Origin of the sequence: Streptomyces antibioticus, assembly GCF_002019855.1 — a bacterium.
Lineage (GTDB): Bacteria > Actinomycetota > Actinomycetes > Streptomycetales > Streptomycetaceae > Streptomyces > Streptomyces antibioticus_B.
This window is the reverse complement of record NZ_CM007717.1, coordinates 8,107,655-8,128,347: the sequence shown is the minus strand read 5'-3', so window position 1 is coordinate 8,128,347 and position 20,693 is coordinate 8,107,655. Positions and strand designations below refer to the sequence as shown.

The following is a 20,693-nucleotide window of genomic DNA, read 5'->3' as shown; positions in this document are numbered from 1 at the left end:
GAGCGATACCAGGAACTGCTGTGCGCCGCCGGATGCACGCAACGAACGTTCCAGTCGAGGCTGTTGAGAGGAGGGGACGCACCCTTGACGGGCCGTCCCCCGGAGTTGAAGGATGGGCGGCGCTTCCCTGACAACGTTGTCCAAGAGAGGTGGCTGACGCCCATGAGATGGACTCGGCGCGTACGCGGGGCGGTGGTGGCGCTGGCGGTCGTCGTGGCCGCGTTCGTCGCCCCGGCCCCGTCCCCCGCGGCGGCAGCGGCCGCGACGGCTACGGCGGACGGTGGCGGTCAACTCACCGACCTGGTCAACCCGTTCATCGGGACCGAGAACGAGGGCAACACCTACCCGGGCGCGGCGGTGCCGTTCGGGATGGTGCAGTTCTCGCCGGACACCGGGCACAACACCGGCTACGACTACTCCCACAACCGCATCCGGGGCTTCTCCCTCGTCCATCTCTCCGGTGTCGGCTGCGGGCTCGGCGGCGATCTGCCGGTGCTGCCCACCACCGGTGACGTCACCGAGACGGACTACGCCCGGTACGCGGCCGAGTTCAGCCACGACGCCGAGAAGGCGAGCCCCGGCTACTACAAGGCCGCGCTGAAGACCGGCATCACCGCGGAACTGACCGCCACGGAGCGCACCGGCGTCCAGCGGTACACCTTCCCCGCCACTGACAAGGCCAACGTCCTGCTGAACGCGGGCCAGTCGCTGCATCGCACCGTGTCCACGAAGGTCGAGGTGTTGGACAACCGCACCGTGCGCACCGCGATCACCGGCAGCGGCTTCTGCCAGGACACCGAGCCGTACACCGTCTACACGATCACCCGGTTCGACCGCCCGTTCACCGCGCACGGCACCTGGAACGGCTCCACGGTCACCGACGGCTCGCGCACCGGCCGGGACGGCGCCTACGTCCGCTTCGACACGACCCGGGACCGTACCGTCGAGGCGACGACGGCACTGTCGTACGTCGACGCGCGCGGCGCGGCCGTCAATCTCCGTGCGGAGGGCGGCCGTTCCTTCGACCGTGTCCGCGACGCGGCGCGGCGCGCCTGGGAGGACCGGCTCGACGACGTACGCGTGCAAGGGGGTGGTGACACGCTGCGCCGCACCTTCTACTCGTCGCTGTACCGGTCGTTCCTGGCGCCCAACATCGGCAGTGACGCCGACGGCCGGTACACCGGCTGGGACCAGCGGATCCACCGCGCCCGGGGCTTCACGTACTACCAGAACTGGTCCCTGTGGGACACCTACCGCACCCAGTCCCAGCTCCTGTCGCTGCTCGCGCCGCGCGAGGCACGGGACATGGCGATCTCCGTCATCAGGATCGACGAGGAGAGCGGCTGGCTGCCGAAGTGGGGCTACGGCACGGTCGAGACGAACATCATGACGGGCGATCCGGTCACCCCGTACCTCACCAACGCCTACCAGCAGGGCCTGCTCAAGGGGTACGAGGAACGGGCGTACCGCGCGCTGAAGAAGAACGCCGACGGCGTGCCGCCCGCCGACTCGCCGGCCGTGGGCCGCGAGGCCAACGCGGAGTATCTGGCGGGCGGTTTCGCACCGTACGTCAAGGGCCGTCCGCACGCGAAGCCCGGTGACTCCGACTACGACCACGGGGCGTCCGCGACACTGGAGTACGCGCTGTCGGACGCGATGCTCGCCGCGATGGCCCGGGACCTCGGCCACACCGCCGACGCGGCACGTTACGCCGCCCGGGCCCAGAACTACCGTAAGATCCACGACCCTTCGACCGGCTTCTTCCGGGCGCGTGACGCCTCCGGCGCGTTCACCGGGCCCGCGGATCCGGCGCGCAGCGAGGGCTTCCACGAGGGCACGTCGTGGCAGTACCAGTGGCTCGTCCCGCAGGATCTGCCCGGGATGGTCGGCCTGATCGGTGGCCGGCAGGCGGTGAACGACCGTCTGGACTCCTTCTTCGCCTACGACGAGTTGGTGCGTGACCCGGCGCGAACGGCGCGCGAGGTGTGGGTGAACGGGCCGTACGACTACTACAACGCGGACAAGTACAACCCGCAGAACGAGCCCGACCTGATCGCCCCGTACACCTACCTCTCGACCGGCCAGCCGTGGAAGACCACCGATGTCGTGCACGCCGCGCTGACCCTGTTCACGGACGCCCCGACCGGCATGACCGGCAACGACGACCTCGGCACGATGTCCGCGTGGAACGTGCTGTCCTCGATCGGCATTTTCCCGGTGCAGCCCGGCTACGACACCTGGGGCCTGTCCACACCCGTCTTCGAGCGGGTCGACCTGCGGCTCGACCGCCGCTACTACCCGCGCGGGAAGCTCACGGTGACGGCGCCCGGCACCTCGGACGACCGCCGCTACATCCGGTCGGCGCGGGTCGACGGCGCGCCGTACGGGCGGACGTATCTGACGACCGACACGCTGCGCCACCTGCGGTCCCTCGATTTCACGGTCGGCACCGCGCCGTCCGCGTGGGGGACCTCTCCCGAGGACGCGCCACCACCGCTGAACTGACACGGGACGCCGTCTGTCGGCCGTCACGGTGAACGGACGGGCCGCGTCGGGCCCGGATGCGCTCCGCGTCGCGGTCCGGTCAATAGATTCCGACCGACCGGACCGCCCGCACGGCGGCGTCGTGACGAGCGGGAGTGGGAGGTGTGGACCTCAGGGACGATGGCGTCGGACTTCGTGCTGCGCGAGCAATTCGTCACCACCGCGACCCGCGGCACGACCTCGCTTCCAGGTCCCACGTGGGCGACGTGGCCGACGCCGGGCGGCGGAACTCGGTTGCGACGGCTTCTGCGCCCACCCGTCCGTGGGCCCGTCGGCCCTGGGCCTTCCCCCCTCTGGAGCAGGCGTGGCGCAGCGCCGTCCGGGGTCGGTGTGGGAGCCCGGCCGAGTCGCGTCCGGCTGAGACCGGCGGGCGCCCTGCGTGTTCTCTCCGCCCGGCGCTCGCCGGTGCGCGACGATACGGACACCGAAGGGAAAACCAGACAAAAGCAGCACGAAGGCAGGGAGAAGAGGCGGACGTGTCCGGCAGCGAGAGCGAGAACCCAGCAATCCCCTCCCCGACGCCCAGGGCGACCCGGCCCTGGTCGAACCAGGACTGGTGGCCGCAGCAACTGGACCTCCAGGTCCTCCATCGGCACGCGCCCCAGGCCGATCCGATGGACGCGGACTTCGACTACGCGAAGGAGTTCGCGACCCTCGATCTCGACGCCCTGAAGCGGGACGTGTTCGAGGTGATGACGGCGTCCCAGGACTGGTGGCCCGCCGACTACGGCCACTACGGGCCGCTGTTCATCCGGATGAGCTGGCATGCCGCGGGGACGTATCGCATCGCCGACGGCCGGGGCGGCGGCGGTTCCGGCGCGCAGCGCTTCGCGCCCCTCAACAGCTGGCCGGACAACGCGAGCCTCGACAAGGCCCGTCGGCTGCTCTGGCCGGTGAAACAGAAGTACGGCCGGAAGATCTCCTGGGCCGACCTGCTGGTGTTCGCCGGGAACTGCGCCATGGAGTCGATGGGCTTCGAGACGTTCGGGTTCGGTTTCGGACGGCAGGACATCTGGGAGCCCGAGGAGATCTTCTGGGGGCCCGAGGACACCTGGCTCGGGGACGAGCGTTACAGCGGTGACCGGGAACTCTCCGGCGCGCTGGGCGCCGTACAGATGGGCCTGATCTACGTCAACCCGGAGGGGCCGAACGGCAATCCGGATCCGCTGGCGGCCGCCAGGGACATCCGTGAGACGTTCGGGCGGATGGCGATGAACGACGAGGAGACGGTCGCGCTCATCGTCGGCGGACACACGTTCGGCAAGTGCCATGGCGCGGTCGATCCCTCGTACCTGGGCCCGGAACCCGAGGCCGCTCCCCTGGAGCAGCAGGGTCTCGGCTGGCGCAACACCCATGGCAGCGGGGCGGGTTCGGACACGCTGACCAGCGGTCTGGAAGGCGCCTGGACGACCGAGCCGACGCGGTGGGACAACGGCTACCTCGACAACCTGTTCCGCTACGACTGGGAGTTGACGACCAGTCCGGCGGGGGCGAAGCAGTGGACTCCCACGGACGCCTCGGCGCAGGGCACCGTGCCGGACGCGCACGATCCGTCGAAGCGGCACGCCCCGATGATGCTGACGACGGACCTCGCGCTGAAGGCGGACCCCGTCTACGGGCCGATCTCCAAGCGCTTCCACGAGAACCCGGACGACCTGGCCGTCGCGTTCGCCAAGGCCTGGTACAAGCTGCTGCACCGCGACATGGGTCCCCTGTCGCGCTATCTCGGCCCGTGGGTCCCCGAGCCGCAGTTGTGGCAGGACCCGGTGCCGGCCGTCGACCACGAGCTGCTCGCGGACGCGGACGTCGCCGCCCTCAAGGGCGTGATCCTCGCCTCGGGGCTGTCGCTCCCCCAGTTGGTCACCACGGCCTGGGCCGCGGCGGCGAGCTTCCGCGGCACCGACAAGCGGGGCGGCGCCAACGGCGCCCGGATCCGGCTCGCGCCGCAGAAGGACTGGGAGGTCAACGACCTGCCCGAGGTGACCGAGGTACTGGAGACCCTGGAGCGGATCCAGCGGGACTTCAACGGCTCGCAGACCGGCGGCACGCAGGTCTCGCTGGCCGACCTGATCGTCCTGGGCGGGTGCGCGGCCGTCGAACGGGCCGCGAAGAACGCCGGGTTCGACATCACGGTCCCCTTCGCGCCGGGCCGTACGGACGCCTCGCAGGAGCAGACCGACGCGGAGTCGTTCGCCGTGCTCGAACCCCGGGCGGACGGGTTCCGCAACTACGTCCGGGCGGGCGAGAAACTCTCCCCGGAGACCCTCCTGCTGGACCGCGCCAGCCTGCTGACGCTGACCGCGCCCGAGATGACCGTCCTCGTCGGCGGCATGCGGGTCCTGAACACCGGCTTCGCGGGATCCTCGCACGGCGTGCTCACCCACCGGCCGGAGTCGTTGACCACCGACTTCTTCGTCCATCTCCTCGACATGAGCACCGAGTGGAAGCCGTCGGCCACGGACGAGAACGTCTTCGAGGGACGCGAGCGCGTCACCGGCGAACCCCGGTGGACCGCCACCGCCGCCGACATCGTCTTCGGCTCCCACTCCCAGCTCCGCGCCCTCTCCGAGGTCTACGCCTCCCAGGACGCGGGCGAGAAGTTCGTACGGGACTTCGTGGCGGCCTGGGACAAGGTGATGAACCTGGACCGGTTCGACCTGCGCTGAGCCCACGGGCCGCGGGTGGCCGGACCGCGCGGTCCGGCCACCCGCGGTGCGAGCGGTGTGGCTACTGGGGCATCTCGTAGGCGCCGGACAGCGCCTCGACGCGCTGCCAGACGCGCTCGGTGCGGGACGCGTCGATCGCCGGGCGCCGCACCGCGCCGAGCGCCCACTCCTGCTGGCGTTCGGTCGCGGAGTCCTTGCCGTGGAGTTCGACGGCGTGCGCGGAGAAGTCCCGGACCAGGACGGCGAAGAGTTCGTCGAGCACGTCCTCGTCGAGTCCGCTCAGTGCGGCCTGCTCCAGGACAAGTTGGCCGTGCACGACGAGGGCGAAGAGCTGGCCGACCGCGAGGAGGAGGTCGAGGTCGCGGCTCTGCTCGGCGTCGGGGGCGGCCGTGGTGACGAACTCGCAGAGCGCGTCGGCCTGTTCACGGAAGCGGGCCACGTTGGGCAGGTGGGCGTAGGCGTCGAAGGCGGGCCGCCAGTCGTGGAAGCGCACCGAGCCCAGACCGCGGGCCGGACCCTGCCGGAACAGGAAGTCATCGTCGGCCGCGTCGAGTCGCGTCGGTACGGCGGGGTAGTCCGCCGGGTCGAGGAGGTGGCTGCGCATGAACTTGAGGATCAGCGCCAGGTTCACGTGGACCGTGCCTTCGAGCTTGGGCAGACCGCGGATCTCCACCGCCGCCTGGCCGAAGTAGGTGTCCTTCTCGAAGCCCTTGGCCGCGATGACGTCCCACAGCAGGTCGATGACCTTCTCGCCCTCCGTGGTCACCTTCATCTTCGTCATCGGGTTGAACAGCAGATAGCGGCGGTCCTCCGGGCCGGCGGTGCGGAAGTAGTCGACGGCGCGGTCGCTGAAGTGCTTCATGCCGACGAGCCGCACGTACGCGTCGGTCAACTCCCGCCGCACATGCGGGAAGTCGGTGACTGGACGGCCGTAGAGGACGCGGTTGTGGGCGTGGGTGACGGCCTCGTACATCGCGTGCTCGCAGATGCCGATGGAGGCGGTGCACAGGTTGAACTTGCCGACGTTGACGGTGTTGAGGGCGGCGTCGAAGGCAGCGCGGCCGGTGTGCAGAACGTCCTCGGCGGCCACGGGGTAGTTCGCGAGGCGGAACTCGCTGACGAACTTCGAGGAGTCGACGACGTTCTTGACCAGGTGGTAGTCCGGATGCCTGCTGTCGGCGGCGAAGAACACATAGCCGTCGGGGCCCTCGACGTCGGTGCGGCGGCCGAAGACGGAGACGAGTCCGGCGGCGTTGCCGTTGCCGATGTAGTACTTGGAGCCGGTGGCGCGGAAGCCGCCGTCGCCGTCGGGCTCCAGCAGCATGTCGGTGGAGTAGATGTCGGCGCCGTGGGTCTTCTCCGACAGTCCGAACGCGAACACCTCGCCCTGCGCGAGGAGTTGTGCGGCGCGGGCGCGGGCGGCGGCGTTGTCGCTCTGCCACACCGGGCCCAGGCCGAGGATGGTGACCTGCCAGGCGTACCAGTAGTCGAGGCCGTAGAAGCCCAGGATCTCGTTGAGCGCGGCGATGCGGGCGGTGTCCCACCGCTTGTCCGCCTCCGTCTCGCCCGCCTCGGACGCCGGCGTCAGGAAGGTGGCGAAGAGGTTCTCCTTCGCGGCGAAGGCGAGGAAGTCACCGAGCCAGGCGCGGGTGCGGTAGTCCTCCATGAGCTGCCGCTTCCCGCGCTCCTCGAACCAGTCGACGGTGGCACGCAGCAGACGGCGCGTCTCGGGGTCGAAGTGCGCGGGGTCGTACGTCCGCGGGTTGAACAGCAGGCGGTCGGCCATGTCAGGGACACCTTTCGGCAGGGGGATTCGGGTGCAGGGTGGCGACGATCAGCGGGCCGGCGCGAACTTGGCCAGCGTGGCGAGGACGTCGTCCAGCCAGCCGATCATCATGCGCTCGTAGGCGATGCCGCCGCGCAGAACGACGTGCTGGAGCTCTCGTTCCGGGTCGAGGGGTGCCGTCCCCGGACCTGGGAAGTCACGGGTCTCCCCCGCCAGGTAGTGCGCCAGGCGGTCCCGGTGCACCTGACGGTGCCGCTCCACCTCGCCGATCAGGGCGGCGGGGTCGTCGAAGGCGGCGCCCCTGATCTTCACGGCGAGATCGTGGCGGACGCTCTCCGGTTCGATCGGATCGCCCAGCCAGGAGGACAGCGCGGCGCGGCCCAGGTCGGCGACGCGGTACTCCCGCTTGTCCGGCCGGCCCTGCTGCGGGACGTCCTGGGCGCCGACCCAGCCGTCGACCTCCATGCGCTTGAGCACGCGGTAGATCTGCTGGTGCGTGGCGGTCCAGAAGTAGCCGATCGACCGGTCGAAACGCCGGGCCAGCTCATAGCCGGAGCCCGGCTTCTCCAGGAGCGACACCAGGATCGCGTGTTCGAGCGCCATGCCCGTGATCCTTCTATGCAACTCGTTGCATAGCAAGCGGGGCCGAGCCCGATGCGACGCGTTTCACGCCGCACCGGGCCTTGGGCGTTGCGTGGCGGCTACCGGTACCGGACGGTCACCTGCTCACGGACGCTGTGCGCGGGCAGGGTGACCCGGAGGGTGTGGGTGTCGGCGTCCCACTTCCAGGCCGACGCGGACAGCCGGGCGCCCTGCACCGTCATCTGGCGCGGCGCCTGTTCCACGCCGAGGAAGGACACGGTCCACCGGCGACGGCTCACCTGTCCCGTGAAGGACCCCTTGGCCGATCCGATCGTCAGCAGGTGGGAGTCGCCCTGCTCGGCGTACCGGATCCGGGTGGTGGCCGCGCGTCGTGAGGGGGCGCTGTGGCCGTCGTCCTCGTAGAGGGAGAAGGTGCCGGAGTCCCCGGCGGCGACCGTGAGGCTGACCTTGTCCAGCGGGCTGTGGGCGTCGTGGGGCACGTTGTCGGTCCGTGTGGCGAGGACCGCGCCCGCGCGGACGAAGACCGGCATGGTGTCCAGGGTCGTCGTAACGTCGTACGTCGCTCCGCCCTCGGGCGCGGTGTAGGTGCGGCCGGTGAAGTAGTCCGTCCACCGGCCCGGCGGGAACCACACGGAGGTGGTGGCCGTGGTGCCGGGCGTGGTCACCGGGGCGACCAGGAGATCGGGACCGTAGAGGTACTCGCCGCCCGCCCTGTCGTAGGCGGCCGCCTCCTCCGGGTAGTGCAGGTACAGCGGTCGCACGATCGGCACCCCGGTGGCGTTGGCCTCCCGTGCGAGCGTGTACGTATAGGGGACCAGTGCCTCGCGCAGCCTCAGGAACTTCTCCGAGGACGCGCGCGCCTCCGGGCCGTACTGCCAGGGCAGGCGGTCGCTGTGGTTGCTGTGCAGACGGTCGATCGGCTGGAAGGTGCCGAACTGCACCCACCGCGCGTACAGGTCGTCGGGCAGCTTGGTGGTACGGCGGGTCGTGCCGTCCACGACGTAGGTCTCGGCTCCGGGGATCCCGTAGCCGTCGTTGTGGCCGCCGATGTCGTGGCTGACGGCGGGCAGGCCCGTGGCGACGGACTCCCCCGGTGTGTAGCCGACTTCGGCGCGCAGCGTGCCCCAGTTCGACGCGGTGTCACCCGAGAAGTGCAGGGTGCTCCGCTTGTCGGCCCAGGGGCCGGTGGGCAGGCCCACACCGCCGCTGTAGCCGCCGGCCTGCAACGACCCGTAGGCACGGGAGACGACGAAGCCGCGGTCGCCGGTCTCCGACGTGAGGTCGGCGTACTTCTGGTTGATCCAGGCGTCCGGGGTGACTCCGGACTGCGAGGAGCGGGAGGCGTCGCAGCACCAGTCCAGCCACCACACGTCGTTGCCGGCCCGGTCCATCGGCCGGTGCAGGTCGAGGTAGGCCGTGAGCTGGTCGGGGTCGCCGAAGTCGAAGGCGTAGCAGTCCGATCCGGCGGCGGGCGCGCATCCGCCCTTGCGGAGCTTGCCCTTGGCCGTGGCCTGCGCCTTCGCGAACTGCGGATCGGAACCGAGGATGCTCGGGTGCACGTTGAGCGAGTTGGCGAGCCCTTGACCCTCCGACCAGTCGAAGAATCCTTCCGGATCAGGGAACTTGACCGGATCGAAGTTCCAACCGCTCCAGGTGTTGGGCCACTTGAAGTCGGTGTCCGTGACGAGCACGTCCAGCGGCACGCCGGCGGCTCGGAACGCGGGCAGGATCGTGTCGCGGTAGTCGGACTCGGTGCGGTCGATGTACTCGGAGTACCAGACACCGTAGGCCCAGCGGGGCAGCAGTTGCGGAGGACCGGTGAGGGTCGCCAGGTCGCTCAGGCCCTGCCGGTAGTCGTGGCCGAAGCCGAAGAGGTAGCCGTCCTGGTAGGGCAGACCGCCGTGCGCGGGACGCGGGGTGGCGGTGCCGGTCCGGGCGTCGTAGACCGCGGAGGACGTGTCGTCGAGCAGGTACCAGCCGTCGCGGTGCAGAAGCCCGGGTGTGGTCCAAGGAGTCGGGTCGGCGTCGCCGTCGAGCCCGTCGAGGCTGCGCCGGTATCCGCCGAGGGCGAGGTGCGGGGCGGGGGCGGGATCCGTGACCGGGGCGAGCGCGAGCGTGTCCACGTTGACGTGACAGCCGTCGGTGTCAGGGCAGTTGAGGGTGAGGTTGTCGGTCCCCGCCTTCAACTCGACGGGGATCGAAGCCGACCGCCAGGTGTCCCAGTTGTCGGTGACGGGGAGGACGGCGCTGTGCGGGGAGCCGGTGGCGGTGACGACCTCGATCTTCCGCGGCTGATGCAGGCCGTCGCCTCCCCTGCCGTTGGCGTAGCGCAGGTGGAGCTGGTAGGTGCCGTCCGCGGGCACGCCCGCGATCGGCACCGACAGCCCGGCGCCCTTGGTGAGTTCGGCGACGAACCCGTACCCGGCATGCCCCTCGTGATCGGTCGCGACACCCGCGGAACCTGCCAGGAGCGCGTCCTCCGCCTCACAACTGGTGCCGAACCGGCAGCCGGGAACGGCACTCGCGGCCCGGGACGGATACGCCGCCCCGGGCGGAAGCAGGGAGACGCTGTCGACGTTCACATTCCCCGAGTCGTCAGGCGCGCGGTTCAACCGCACCGAGTGGTGACCGGCGCCGAGCGACAGCGGCAGACGTGCCACGCCCCAGGTGTTCCAGTCACGCGTCTCTGGCAGGCTGATGGTGCGGTCGGCGCCGCCGTCCACACTGAAACTGAGCGTCCGGGTCTCGTGACGGCCGTCGCCCCCAACAGAGTTGGCGTACCGCACGGCGAACTCGTACGCACCGGCCTGGGGTGCCTTTACATCCGCGGCGAGGGAGTGACGGTCGACCTCGAAGCCGGCCAGGAACCCCTTGCCGGTGAACTGCGCGTGGTTCGAGGCGAGTCCGGGACCGTCGTACACCTGGTCCTCCGCCTCGCAGAGGGCGCCTGCCGCGCACACCCGGTGCTGCCATGGCGCGGCCAGCACGGGGTCCGGTCCCGCCTTGAGCCGCACGGTCAGGTTGTCGGCGGTGAACGGCCCGAAGCCGACTCGGTAGTTCAGGGTCAGGGCGCTGGTAGTGATGGTGAGGAGCCCGTCCTCGACGGAGGACGTGTAGCGGGGCGGCGCCGAAAAGGCGTCCCGGCCAACGGCGTTGAAGGTGGCACGGTTCTCGAACTTGTCGTCCCCCGCGTACTCGGTACGGATCAGCGTCGGCGACAGCACCTGGAAGCGGGCGTGGGGGACGGAGACGGTCGAGGGTGGGGTGCCGGCGGCCGGCCGGGCTGCGGTGCCCGCGGCGGCGGCATCGACACCGACCAGCCCGAACACCACCGCCAGACAGACGGCGAAACGGCTGCCGGCCTTGGGCACACGCGAGGAACGGAACAATCCGGAGTTCGACGGTCGCACGGGCACGCTCCCATTCCCGACGGACAGGCGGCAACGACTCCACAGACGCACGTGTTGCAACGATGTAAAAGCGGCTCTCAGGCATGAGAGCACGTCGATCGTCTCGGTGTCCACACTCGAATCAGGACATCGCCGAGTGTGGCGGGAGGGACTGCTTGGGGCTGCTTGGGGCTGCCGTTACGGTGTCTGGGGCAGGCCCGGTTGGAGGTAGTGGTGGCAGACCATGGCACGTCCCGCGGCGGTGCCCGCCTGTCCGCCCACGGCGCCGTATCCACGTCGTTGGCGCTTCGAAGTGACCGCGAACTGCGTGATCTCGTGGACGCCGGCGCATCGCTCGGGTCGGGCATCGGCGGGCAGACGGTCCTGCTGGAGGTCGAGGGCACCCCGGTCTTCGTCAAGCAGGTACGGCTGACCGATCTGGAACGGCAGCCGGAGCATGCGCACTCCACCGCGAACCTCTTCGACCTCCCGGCCTTCTGCCACTACGGCGTCGGTGCCATCGGCGGGCCGGGGTTCGGAGCCTGGCGGGAGTTGGCCGTGCACACCATGACGACGGAGTGGGTTCTCGCGGGGGACTACGCGGGCTTCCCGTTGATGTATCACTGGCGGGTGCTACGAGACTCGGGCCGGCTGCTCCCCGAGGAACTTGCCGACGTGGAGCGAGCCGTCGCCTACTGGGGAGGCGGTTCGGAGGTACGACGCCGGATCGAGGCCCTCCAGCAGTCCACGGCGAGTCTCGTGCTGTTCCTGGAGTACATCCCGCAGAACCTTCACGACTGGCTGGGCGTCCGGATCGGGGCGGGTGGCGAGGTGGCGGAGCGGGTCTGCGCCATGGTGGACGACGAGCTGAGAGCCGGGATCTCGTTCATGAACGCCCGCGGACTGCTGCACTTCGACGCCCACTTCGAGAACATCCTCACCGACGGTCGCCGGCTCTACTTCACCGACTTCGGCCTCGCGATCTCCTCCCGTTTCGAACTCGCCCAGGCCGAGGCGGACTTCTTCGACGAGCACCGCGCGTACGACGAGTGCTACGCGGTGACACACCTGGTGAACTGGCTGTCCGTCGCCCTGTACGGACACAGCCCGGAGGAGCGCCGGGCCTTTGTCCGCTCCTGTGCTGAAGGGGTGCCTCCGGAGGGGGTTCCGGAGTCGATCGCAACGCTGCTGGTCCGGTACGGGGCGGTGGCTGCGGCGATGGGGGACTTTTATCGCGCGTTCCGGGAGGGGAGCCGGGAGGCTCCGCATCCGTTGGCGAGGATCGGGCGGGGGCCACGGTGTGCTGTGGGGGATCCTTGATGTAGCTGATGGCGGGCGGGGGATGGTTGTGCGGGGGGGGCGGGGCGGCTCAGGTGCCTGGAGGCTCAGCCGGAGAAGGACACCCTGGCGCCGGGGCGCGTCACCCGGTCGGCTCCGTGGCGCCGCATGGCCACGAGTGTGGCGGGGAGGTCGGTGTCTCAGCCCACGTCTTCTCATCGACCCCGTCAGCAAGATCACCAGCCTGCGAGGACGACGTTTCCGCCCGATACGGCTCACGGGCAACCATCGTGCGGCCTGGGAACCGGTGCGTTCCATCCCGTCGGTCCGGCCAAGCCGACCACGATGACCGCTGCTCTCCTCACCCCTGATCCGACCCGAATCGACATGATCGACGCAGCAGCGAAGCCCGGCTCGCGCCCGAGCCGCCGGGATGCCTGCGACTCCGTTGGCGGTGACCGTCGCGGACGTGTTGGCGTGGGACCGTGCTCGCGGCGAGCCACCGCTGGGGCGCGGGTTGTCCCCAGAGGAGGAGGCGAAGCTGTTCTCTGGGGCCTGATCGCCAGTGCGGGCGAGGGCACCCAGCGACACCACGGTTGGCGGCTGGAGTTGGAGCCAGCGTTGAACGGGCCTTATGCGAGGGTGGGGGCCATGCTGCAACTCGGCTCCCGGCTCCGGTCCTTCAGATTCGCGTCCGGGCTCTCCGCGACGCGCTTCGCTGCGTGTCGAGAAACAGGCGTGTTGGGTCCGGAACACGCCTTGGCGGAGGGCGCGACGCTCTGTGGCATTCCTCGGCGTCGTGTGACCGTCTATCGGCATCTGTTCGTCGCGCGGAGATCCGGGAGGTGCCCGGGATGCCGAACAGAGGCGGTCAGGGTCATGTCCGAGCGGGCTCGGGTGTCGACGGACGGTGAGAGTCGGTGAGGGTCAGGCTGTCTTGTTGTCGTCCTCAAGGTCTCCTCGCTCGCCGACCTGCACGAAATGCCGCCCCAGACGGGCAAGCGGCGACAAGGCCATCAGCACCGGGGACAGCAGCATCCCTACAGCCGTCATCAGGAGGCTGCCACGCACACCCCACTCCTCCGCCAGGAAGCCACCGAACAGGGCGCCGAGTGGGGCCAGGCCCATGCCGACGAATGTGATCGTCGCGGCCGCGCGGCCTTGCATGCGGTACGGCGTGACGGCCTGCCGGACGGTCATCACCGTGACGTTCACCAACTGGCCGCCGGTCCCGAACACGAAACTGACCGCGATGAGTGCGAGGACCGTCACCGCGGACGAGCCGTGCAGCGCGGGTACGGCCAGGAACGCACCGTCCCCGATCGCCGCCGCCACCACGAGCACCGCGCCGTACCCGAACCGACGGGGCAGGCGGGCCGCCAGCAGTGAGCCGAGGAGCGCGCCAGGCCCGGTCGCCGCGAGCGCCAGCCCGACGGCGGTGCCCGAAAGGTGCAACTCCCTTGGCAGGAACAGCAGGTCGACGGTCATCGTCGCCGCGAAGAAGAACTGGAAGGCGGCCGAGGCGAGGCACACGGCCCGCAACAGGGGCTCGCCGATGACGAATCGGAGCCCTTCACACACTCGCCCCCATGTGCGCGGGGGTCGTTCCGAGTCGTCCGGGATCGATTCGAGCCGGTGGATGCGGCGAATCGACAGGGACGACAGCGCGAAGAACAGTCCACCGGTAGCCGCAGCGATCGGCGCCGAGAGCAGGGAGACGAGCGCCCCTCCGAGGGCAGGACCACCGATCTGCGCCGCCGACCTGCTCCCCTCCAACGCACTGTTGCCCCGGACCAACTGATCGTGCGTCACCAGTCTGACGAGGGAGGTTTGATAAGCCACGTCGAAGAACACGGACAAGGCCCCGACCGTGAAGGCGACCACGAACAGCGCGGGCAGGCCGAGCCAGCCGAGGAGGCCGGCTACGGCGGCGGCGCCCAGGGCCAGGGTCCGACCGACATCCGTCAGCACCATCACCGTTCGGGTCCGCCATCTGTCCACCCACGCCCCGACGAAGAGTGAGAGCAGCAGAACGGGCGCCTGCCCCACCGCGCGGAGGACTCCCAACTGGCCGGCGCTCGCGTTGAGGGTCAGTACGGCGAAGAGCGGCAGGATCACCAGAGTCGTGTGTTCGCCGAGTTGTGAGGCGGTCTGGCCCGTCCACAGTCTGCGGAAGTCGCCGTTCCGCCAGAGGCTGGACGACGCGGGTCGGCCGGAATCGGATCCGGCGGAGGAAACAAGCGGCACGGGAGAGTTCCTTGTGTTGCAGACAACGAGGCCCCGCCGCCCGGCACATGAACGGTGCTCGACGGTTCAGGGAGGGAAAGGCTCGCTGTGCCGCGACATCAAGGGCAGCACGCGATGACAGGCCGTCACGGCCTACGAAGTCAACGCGCGCTCGGAAGACCGGGCATGTCTGTCAGCTCCTCAGAGATCGCTTGCCACCCGCACGGTAGCTCTTGGCATCCGGGCGACGAAAGCTGTTTTCCTCGCAGTCGATCGCCAACCCATGCCGCCCGAAAATCCTCAGGCGAGAAGGGCCCGTAGGCGACTGCCGAACGTCTCAGGCAGGTTGGACTGGGCTTCGATGCCGTCGAGGAAGGTCGGGTCCGTGCTCGCGGTGAGAGCGTCGAGCGTGAGTGAGTCCAGGGACGAGACCAGCAGTCGCCCTTCGGCGATGGTCGGTCCGCTCGGTATTCGGGTGCGGGTGTGGAGAAGCGGGAGTCGAGGGCGTAGTTCGCTGCCGGTGGGTGCGATCTCGTCGAGGGCGAGCCGCCACACCGGCGCGTCGTCGATCAGCGGAGGGATACGCAGTTTCTCCAGCCGTGAGGCGAGGAGAGGGAGTTCGGCGAGGACGTCGGTGAGGTGTGCTGTCGCCTCGGCGAGCGTCAGGTCGCCCACGAGAGGATCAGCGGAGGGGTGGTGGAGGTGGAGGGAGCGATCCGCTGATGCGTGGGCGGGCAACGGCTCCAGCAGTGACGTGTCCGGGGTGAGCTGTTCCATCAACTCCGTCATGCCGTAACGGGCGACGCCGTTGATCACCACCAATGTGATGTCCGTGTCTCGGGCGTTGACCAAGGACGTGTACGGGTCGTCGTCCAGCCCGCGTATCACCACGATGTCGGCATGACGCCCGGGGGTCAGGGATCCGACCGCCTCGTGCCAGCGCAGAATTCGCGCGGCGTCCCGCGTGGCCATGGCGACCAGTTCGCGATCGGTGAAGACCGTACCGGCGGCGGCCGACGCGAGCTGCGCGGCCTTCAGTTCGCCCAGCAGGCCCTTGCTGCCCGACACCGACCAGTCCGAACCCAGGCCGATGAGGATGCCTGCCGCCTTCGCCGCCGCGACGTCGGCTGTCTTGCCGTAGAGCAGAAGGTTGGAGAGCGGCGACCACACCATGGAGCCGCCGTGTTCGGCCATGATCTGGAAGTCGTCGCCGGTGAGTGGCGTGCAGTGGATGCCGACGAGATTTTCGGTGATCGCCCAGTTGCCGGGCTCGAATTCGAGGGCCTGGAAGTGCGCCCGCGCACGATGGTCGACGCCTTCCGCCAGGTGGAGGAGAAGGCGGTGCGGCTGTTGCAGTCGTGCCAGGAATCGGCGGGCGTCCTCCGCCTCCACGTCGGCGATACGCGTCTTGGCTTCCGGGAGTGCCGGGTCGTCGGTGGCTTCGATGTTGCGGACGGTGCCGCGGTACATGCGCCGGGAACCGGAGTTGCTGAAGAGGGCGATGCCTTGGCTGGTGGTGGTGCCGTTGATCAGTGCCTTCGCCTCGACGTAGCGGACTATGGCAGGCATGGACTCCGGGTCCTCCCCCAGGACCCGCATGGGGCCGGTCACCAGGCGCCGGTAGTCGGGGTTCGAACTCCCTCCCCACTGCGACCGGTTGGTGAAGAGACGCGGCACCTGCCACAACTGGAGGATGTCGTACGGGAGATGGTTGTGCAGCTCGATCAGCCCGGGGTAGGCCGTGCCGGCCGTGTCGATGGGTGGCACGTCGAGGAAGTCCGCGGGTGGCGGGGCGGCGGCCGGGAGTACCTGGTCGATGAGGCCACGGTTGATGTAGAGGACGCCGTCCTCGATGACGGTGTCCTGGCGGTCCATGGTCACGATGCGCCCACGCAGGGCGAAGCGGCCACCCTCCGCTGCATCCACCGGGGGCATGACGGGCCCCTCTCTCCGCGCGCACTGGGCGCTGTCCCCTACGCACTTCAGAATCAATTAGACGACGGGAGAGATGTCACCGCCATGGGGCGCATGGGGCTCATGGGGCGGCCCGGGTGCACCGCGACCTCGGCGGGGTTTCAATGAAGGTGTACGCATACGCAGCCGGTGTCGATCTCAGAGGGCGCGCCATGCACGAGATCACGCGGAAAGAGCAGGATCAGCTCCTCAAGATCATGCGTCGACACAAGAAGCGCTTGATGCAATACCCGAATGTCCGTTCAGTCGACGTCGGTTTCAAGTTCAAGCGGAAGCGTCCCTCCGATCGCCTCGCGATCCGCGTGCATGTCGAACGCAAATTGCCGAAGTCGAGGCTCGACAAATCCGACCTGTTGCCCGACGAGATCGACGGAATTCCGCTGGACGTCATCCAGAGCAATCCCGAACTCCTGGCCGACTTCCGGAACTCCCGTCAGGATCCCGTGGTGGGCGGCATCAATGTGGGGAACGTCAAACTGACCGGCCCCGGCACCCTCGGCTCCATCGTGTTCGAGCGGGGCACGCTGCGCCCGCTGGCCCTCACCGCTTGGCATGTGATCGTCGCCGACCCGGCGGTGAGCATGGACCCGGTCATCCAGCCCGACCCCAAACCGCCCGACACACCGCTCCCGAACGCCTTCCTCGGCCGCCTCCTCCGGTGGGACGAGCCCCTGGACGCCGCCGTCTGCTCCATCGGCCAGCAGGACGGAACCCAGGCGCGCAAGATCTCCACCTCCCTTGTCGGACTGCCGCGGCCCGCGGCCGGGAGCAAAGCTCCCCTCACCGGCCTCAAGGTGATCAAATCCGGACTGAGGACCGCCGTCACGCGCGGAATCATCGACGGAACCGACGGCGTGGAATTCTCCGTCATCGAGGACAGCGATGCGCCGCCGTCCGACGGTGTCCTCGGTGGTCCAGGGGATTCCGGGTCACTGTGGCTGGACCGACAGACCCATGCGGCGGTGGGGGTGCTGTTCAAGGGCGAGGCGAATCCCGAGTTCCGTATCTGGGCGCATTCGGTGCCGAGAATCTGCGACAAGTTGAACATCTTCGTGCTCGATACCGCGGCCATAGGAACTGCATGGATCGGCGGCCACTGCCGCGTACTCGCCAGCACGCGCCCACTCGCTCCGTGCGCCCTCAAAGTCGTCTACCCCAGCGGCCGCAAGAGCTCCGCGAGCGGGCTGGGGCCGGCGCAGGCCAATGCGCAAGGCATCGTCGAATGGCGCTGGAGAATAGGAACCAGCACGCAACGCCGCCCCGGCGTGAAACTGAACGCGCAGCTGACTCTGGACGGTGTGCAGCATCTCCTCACTGCGGAACTTGAGGGTGCTACGGATCTCACGCACTGACGGCGACTGACGGCCGGTTGGCGCGCAGGAGGCACAGCAGCGCCTACCTGCTCGGCTCTGCCGGCGCATCGGCATGAGCAAGCACGGCTCACCTGGGATCGTCGCTGTCCCACGGGTAACTGAAAGAAGCCGGCTGTATCCCCCAGAGCGCGAGAACGCCTTCCAGCGCCGGCTCGTCCGCTGCCGAGACGGCGCGCACCAGCACCGCACCCACGTCGTAGTCGAACCCGTCGATGCGGTCAGCGTCGTACTCCCAGTGCTCCAGGCGGAAGCCGCGTGACGCATCACCGCGTACCCACCCCTCCTGTGCGGCCAGGGCATCACGCGCATCCCGTCCCGGTGTGTTGTCCACGAACGCCCGTCGACCAGGTCGGGACGCCGAAACCTCTGTGACCAGCCGACGCCCCAAGCGCAGCGTGTGCTTCCGCACGGATCTCATCCTGACGATCGCGAGGGAACGACGCCACGGGTTACGCCGCCGTCCGCCCCGGGCCTGTGCAGGCTCGTCTTGGGCCGCCGTTCGTCGGCTGTGAGACCGCGGAGTGTCCAGAGTCCGTACAGGGCGAGCAGGGGTTTGGCGAGTGTCCACTCGCCGGGGCGGTAGTCGTCGGCACGTACGAGTCTGTCCGCGAGATCAGGGCGCTGCCGACGCAGGTACGCGCGGGCCTTGAGGGCGTGAGCCGGCTGGGAAACAATCTTGATGCGGTCGACGTCTTCGAGCAGCGGGATCACGTTGGTGATGTTCTCCCATGTCGTGCGGCTTTGATCTTCGAGGATCACCGTACCGTCGAACCCGAGCACCGACTTCGCGTAGTCGGCCATCAACTGGGCTTCCGCGACACCTCCGTTGGGCGAACCGCCGCTGAAGATCACGCGTGTGCCTTGTGCGGCGTCAGTGCCGATGGAACGGATTCCTGCGCGGACCCGCCAACGGTTGATGAAGTTCGCGGTGGCTTGGGGGTTCTGGAATCCCAGCACGACCACGGCCTCGACGGGGCCCTCTCCGCTGCCCACGAGAGCGCGAGACCAGCGCCTGTTCAACCACTCGCCCCACGCGAGGGCTACCGCCCCGGCCCCGACAACCGCCATCCCTGCTCGTCGTCGCATACGGCGACTCTAGGCGTTGTCCCTCGCCTTGGGTCGCGCCCTGGTATGTAGCTCACTGACGTGGGTGTGGGCCTGGAAAAGGGAAGCGGGACTGGATGAGTGTGGTGTGGGCGGCGACGTCGCCGGAATCGGGGGGCTTCCTTCCGGCTGAGCGACTTACCAACGTGGAGGCTCTGTCAGAACGCGTCGGTGATCTGCGTTCCCGTGGCCAGGGATACGTTGAGGTTCGGTCGCCGGGCGAGGAGTTCCCGGTGCTGACCCTGGCCTTCCGGGGCGATCATGCTGTCGTCCACCTGATGAGTGACCCTGAGCGGACGTCCCTGCTCGTAGGAGACGGCACTGTGCCCTCGGGCGCCGAGGTCGAAGTTCCCATCATGGACGACCTCGCTGTGTTCACTGGCGACTTCGTGCTCAGCCTCGACCGGGCGTGGGAACTGGTACACGACTTCACACAGACGTGGGCGGCCGCCCCTCTGGGTGAGTGGTGTGAGGTGTAGTCAAGAGCGTGTCCGTAGCCAGCGAAGCGCGGCAACCAGCGTCACTTCGATGTCGTCGCTCCATGAGCAGACTTCCAGCCACGACAGGTAACCGTTCTGGGTGAAGACCAGAACCTCACCAGGGCACTCCCCCGCCTCGGTGACGAGTTGCGCTTCGGCCGCGACGACCGTGCCGGGGGCGGTGGGCGCGGGCTCCACCTTGCCGGTGTCGAGTTCGAAGTAGGCCGTACCGCAGCCGCACGTACAGCGTTCTCGCACGCTGACGTGCGGAACCTGCTCTCGGAGCGCGGCATTAATCGGGCTGTCGGCGTTCAGGACTGCCGCGAGGACATCGGCGATGTCGGCAGGCAGGCTTGCGGTCATCCCCTCACCGTATCTGACCAGCCGCTTTCGGAGATCCGCTCACCAACGGGACTCAGCGCACCGGGAAGCCGAAGGCGTAGCCCTGATCCTTCAGCCACGGCAGGATCCGGCGCAGGGCCTCGACGGTCTGGGAGCGGTCGCCTCCCGCGTCGTGGAAGAGGAGTGTCGGGCCGTTGGGCAGCTCGCGTTCGACCGTGGCGACGATGGCGTCCGTGCCCGGTCGTTCGAAGTCCTTGGTGTCGACGTTCCAGCCCAGCGGCCGCATGCCCCGGGACGCGGCGAGGGAGCGGCTGTAGGGGGTGAAGGCGCCTCCGGGTGCTCGGTAGTACATCGGCCGTACGCCCCCGGACGCCTCGGTGATCATGCGTTCCGCGTCGAGTATCTGCTTCGACTGGTACGACTGGGATTCCTTGTCCATGGCGGTGTCGTGGGACACGGAGTGGTCGCACAGCCGGTGTCCGGCCGCGACGACCTTCTTCACCAGGTCCGGGTGGGCCTGCGCCTGCGTTCCCACCATGCAGAACGTGGCCTTCACCCCGTACTCCCGCAGCACGTCCAGCACTTGGGGGGTCCACACGGGGTCGGGGCCGTCGTCGATGGTGATGTTGACTCCGCGCTCGCCCTTGTCCGAGGCGTGTGCGATGGTCACCTCGACCGGCTTGACGTCACCGGCCGGCTTGGCCGAGGCGGCCGACTCCGGCGACGAGCCGCCGACGGCACCGGCCTGAGCGGTCCACACCGAGGCGCCGGCAGCCAGCACCGTCACCCCGAGCGCCGCCCCGACCATCTTGCCGTACCAGCCACGTCCGCCGCCGTGCCGCGCCATGTCCGCCCCGCCTTCGCGTAGTTCCTCGCCGATCCCCGGTCACCTTGCGACCACCAGGCAGGACGAGGGGCGGTGGCGAGAG

At 69.0% G+C, this 20,693-nt stretch carries 14 protein-coding genes; 5 read left to right on the top strand and 9 right to left on the bottom strand.

Features of this window, described 5'->3' with window-relative positions:
* The first annotated feature begins 162 nt into the window (after positions 1 to 162).
* Together AFM16_RS36570 and katG are read left to right on the top strand one after the other, a co-directional pair.
* Positions 163 to 2,505, top strand: a complete 2,343-nt coding sequence (locus AFM16_RS36570) for a GH92 family glycosyl hydrolase (RefSeq protein ID WP_078636557.1) — start codon at positions 163 to 165, stop codon at positions 2,503 to 2,505.
* A 515-nt stretch (positions 2,506 to 3,020) separates the two neighbouring features.
* Positions 3,021 to 5,210 carry a catalase/peroxidase HPI gene (gene katG, locus AFM16_RS36565; RefSeq protein WP_078636556.1) on the top strand — a complete coding sequence of 730 codons (2,190 nt, stop codon included), beginning with the start codon at positions 3,021 to 3,023 and terminating at the stop codon, positions 5,208 to 5,210.
* A gap of 61 nt (positions 5,211 to 5,271) precedes the next feature.
* Here katG and AFM16_RS36560 read toward each other — a convergent pair whose 3' ends face one another.
* The 3 genes from AFM16_RS36560 to AFM16_RS36550 form a co-directional block, all read right to left on the bottom strand.
* On the bottom strand, positions 5,272 to 6,996 hold the full coding sequence (locus tag AFM16_RS36560; RefSeq protein ID WP_078636555.1) for an acyl-CoA dehydrogenase family protein: 1,725 nt from the start codon (positions 6,994 to 6,996) through the stop codon (positions 5,272 to 5,274).
* 48 nt (positions 6,997 to 7,044) lie between these two features.
* The gene (locus AFM16_RS36555) at positions 7,045 to 7,599 is read right to left on the bottom strand and encodes a PadR family transcriptional regulator (RefSeq protein WP_078636554.1); all 555 of its coding nucleotides are present in this window, start codon (positions 7,597 to 7,599) and stop codon (positions 7,045 to 7,047) included.
* Between the two features lie 98 nt (positions 7,600 to 7,697).
* Positions 7,698 to 10,970: a TIM-barrel domain-containing protein gene (locus AFM16_RS36550; protein WP_502620628.1), complete on the bottom strand. Its 3,273-nt coding sequence runs from the start codon at positions 10,968 to 10,970 to the stop codon at positions 7,698 to 7,700.
* A gap of 252 nt (positions 10,971 to 11,222) precedes the next feature.
* Here AFM16_RS36550 and AFM16_RS36545 point away from each other — a divergent pair, with 252 nt between their 5' ends.
* Complete coding sequence (locus AFM16_RS36545) at positions 11,223 to 12,308, top strand: protein kinase family protein (RefSeq protein ID WP_107419225.1); 1,086 nt, start codon at positions 11,223 to 11,225, stop codon at positions 12,306 to 12,308.
* An 885-nt stretch (positions 12,309 to 13,193) separates the two neighbouring features.
* Here AFM16_RS36545 and AFM16_RS36535 read toward each other — a convergent pair.
* Together AFM16_RS36535 and AFM16_RS36530 are read right to left on the bottom strand one after the other, a co-directional pair.
* The gene (locus AFM16_RS36535) at positions 13,194 to 14,513 is read right to left on the bottom strand and encodes an MFS transporter (protein ID WP_078636553.1); all 1,320 of its coding nucleotides are present in this window, start codon (positions 14,511 to 14,513) and stop codon (positions 13,194 to 13,196) included.
* 279 nt (positions 14,514 to 14,792) lie between these two features.
* Positions 14,793 to 16,427, bottom strand: coding sequence for an amidohydrolase family protein (locus AFM16_RS36530; RefSeq protein WP_078636552.1), 1,635 nt, complete (start codon positions 16,425 to 16,427; stop codon positions 14,793 to 14,795).
* Between the two features lie 191 nt (positions 16,428 to 16,618).
* Between AFM16_RS36530 and AFM16_RS36525 the strand changes: the two genes are divergently transcribed.
* Entirely contained in the window at positions 16,619 to 17,818 is a 1,200-nt protein-coding gene (locus AFM16_RS36525) for a hypothetical protein (protein ID WP_143648526.1), read from the top strand.
* 88 nt (positions 17,819 to 17,906) lie between these two features.
* Here the strand turns inward: AFM16_RS36525 and AFM16_RS36520 are convergent, their stop codons facing one another.
* Positions 17,907 to 18,170, bottom strand: coding sequence for a hypothetical protein (locus tag AFM16_RS36520; RefSeq protein ID WP_051780166.1), 264 nt, complete (start codon positions 18,168 to 18,170; stop codon positions 17,907 to 17,909).
* A gap of 83 nt (positions 18,171 to 18,253) precedes the next feature.
* Entirely contained in the window at positions 18,254 to 18,802 is a 549-nt protein-coding gene (locus AFM16_RS36515; protein WP_245177899.1) for a YdcF family protein, read from the bottom strand.
* Positions 18,803 to 19,020: 218 nt separating this feature from the next.
* Here AFM16_RS36515 and AFM16_RS36510 point away from each other — a divergent pair, with 218 nt between their 5' ends.
* A complete protein-coding gene (locus AFM16_RS36510; protein WP_078636549.1) occupies positions 19,021 to 19,422 on the top strand; it encodes a hypothetical protein in 402 nt (133 codons plus the stop codon).
* On the opposite strand, the gene AFM16_RS36505 is transcribed toward AFM16_RS36510, so the two are convergent.
* Together AFM16_RS36505 and AFM16_RS36500 are read right to left on the bottom strand one after the other, a co-directional pair.
* Positions 19,423 to 19,785 (bottom strand): hypothetical protein, encoded by a 363-nt coding sequence (locus AFM16_RS36505; RefSeq protein ID WP_030782194.1) that lies wholly within the window; start codon positions 19,783 to 19,785, stop codon positions 19,423 to 19,425.
* Between the two features lie 52 nt (positions 19,786 to 19,837).
* Positions 19,838 to 20,611 carry a polysaccharide deacetylase family protein gene (locus tag AFM16_RS36500; RefSeq protein ID WP_030782196.1) on the bottom strand — a complete coding sequence of 258 codons (774 nt, stop codon included), beginning with the start codon at positions 20,609 to 20,611 and terminating at the stop codon, positions 19,838 to 19,840.
* Positions 20,612 to 20,693: the final 82 nt, after the last annotated feature.

Bases quoted from the DNA above. Each gene is read 5' to 3' on its own strand.
- AFM16_RS36530 (WP_078636552.1), bottom strand. From the start codon at position 16,427: ATGCCCCCGGTGGATGCAGCGGAGGGTGGCCGCTTCGCCCTGCGTGGG.
- AFM16_RS36510 (WP_078636549.1), top strand. From the start codon at position 19,021: ATGAGTGTGGTGTGGGCGGCGACGTCGCCGGAATCGGGGGGCTTCCTT.
- AFM16_RS36560 (WP_078636555.1), bottom strand. From the start codon at position 6,996: ATGGCCGACCGCCTGCTGTTCAACCCGCGGACGTACGACCCCGCGCAC.
- AFM16_RS36555 (WP_078636554.1), bottom strand. From the start codon at position 7,599: ATGGCGCTCGAACACGCGATCCTGGTGTCGCTCCTGGAGAAGCCGGGC.
- AFM16_RS36570 (WP_078636557.1), top strand. From the start codon at position 163: ATGAGATGGACTCGGCGCGTACGCGGGGCGGTGGTGGCGCTGGCGGTC.
- AFM16_RS36525 (WP_143648526.1), top strand. From the start codon at position 16,619: ATGCACGAGATCACGCGGAAAGAGCAGGATCAGCTCCTCAAGATCATG.
- AFM16_RS36505 (WP_030782194.1), bottom strand. From the start codon at position 19,785: ATGACCGCAAGCCTGCCTGCCGACATCGCCGATGTCCTCGCGGCAGTC.
- AFM16_RS36500 (WP_030782196.1), bottom strand. From the start codon at position 20,611: ATGGCGCGGCACGGCGGCGGACGTGGCTGGTACGGCAAGATGGTCGGG.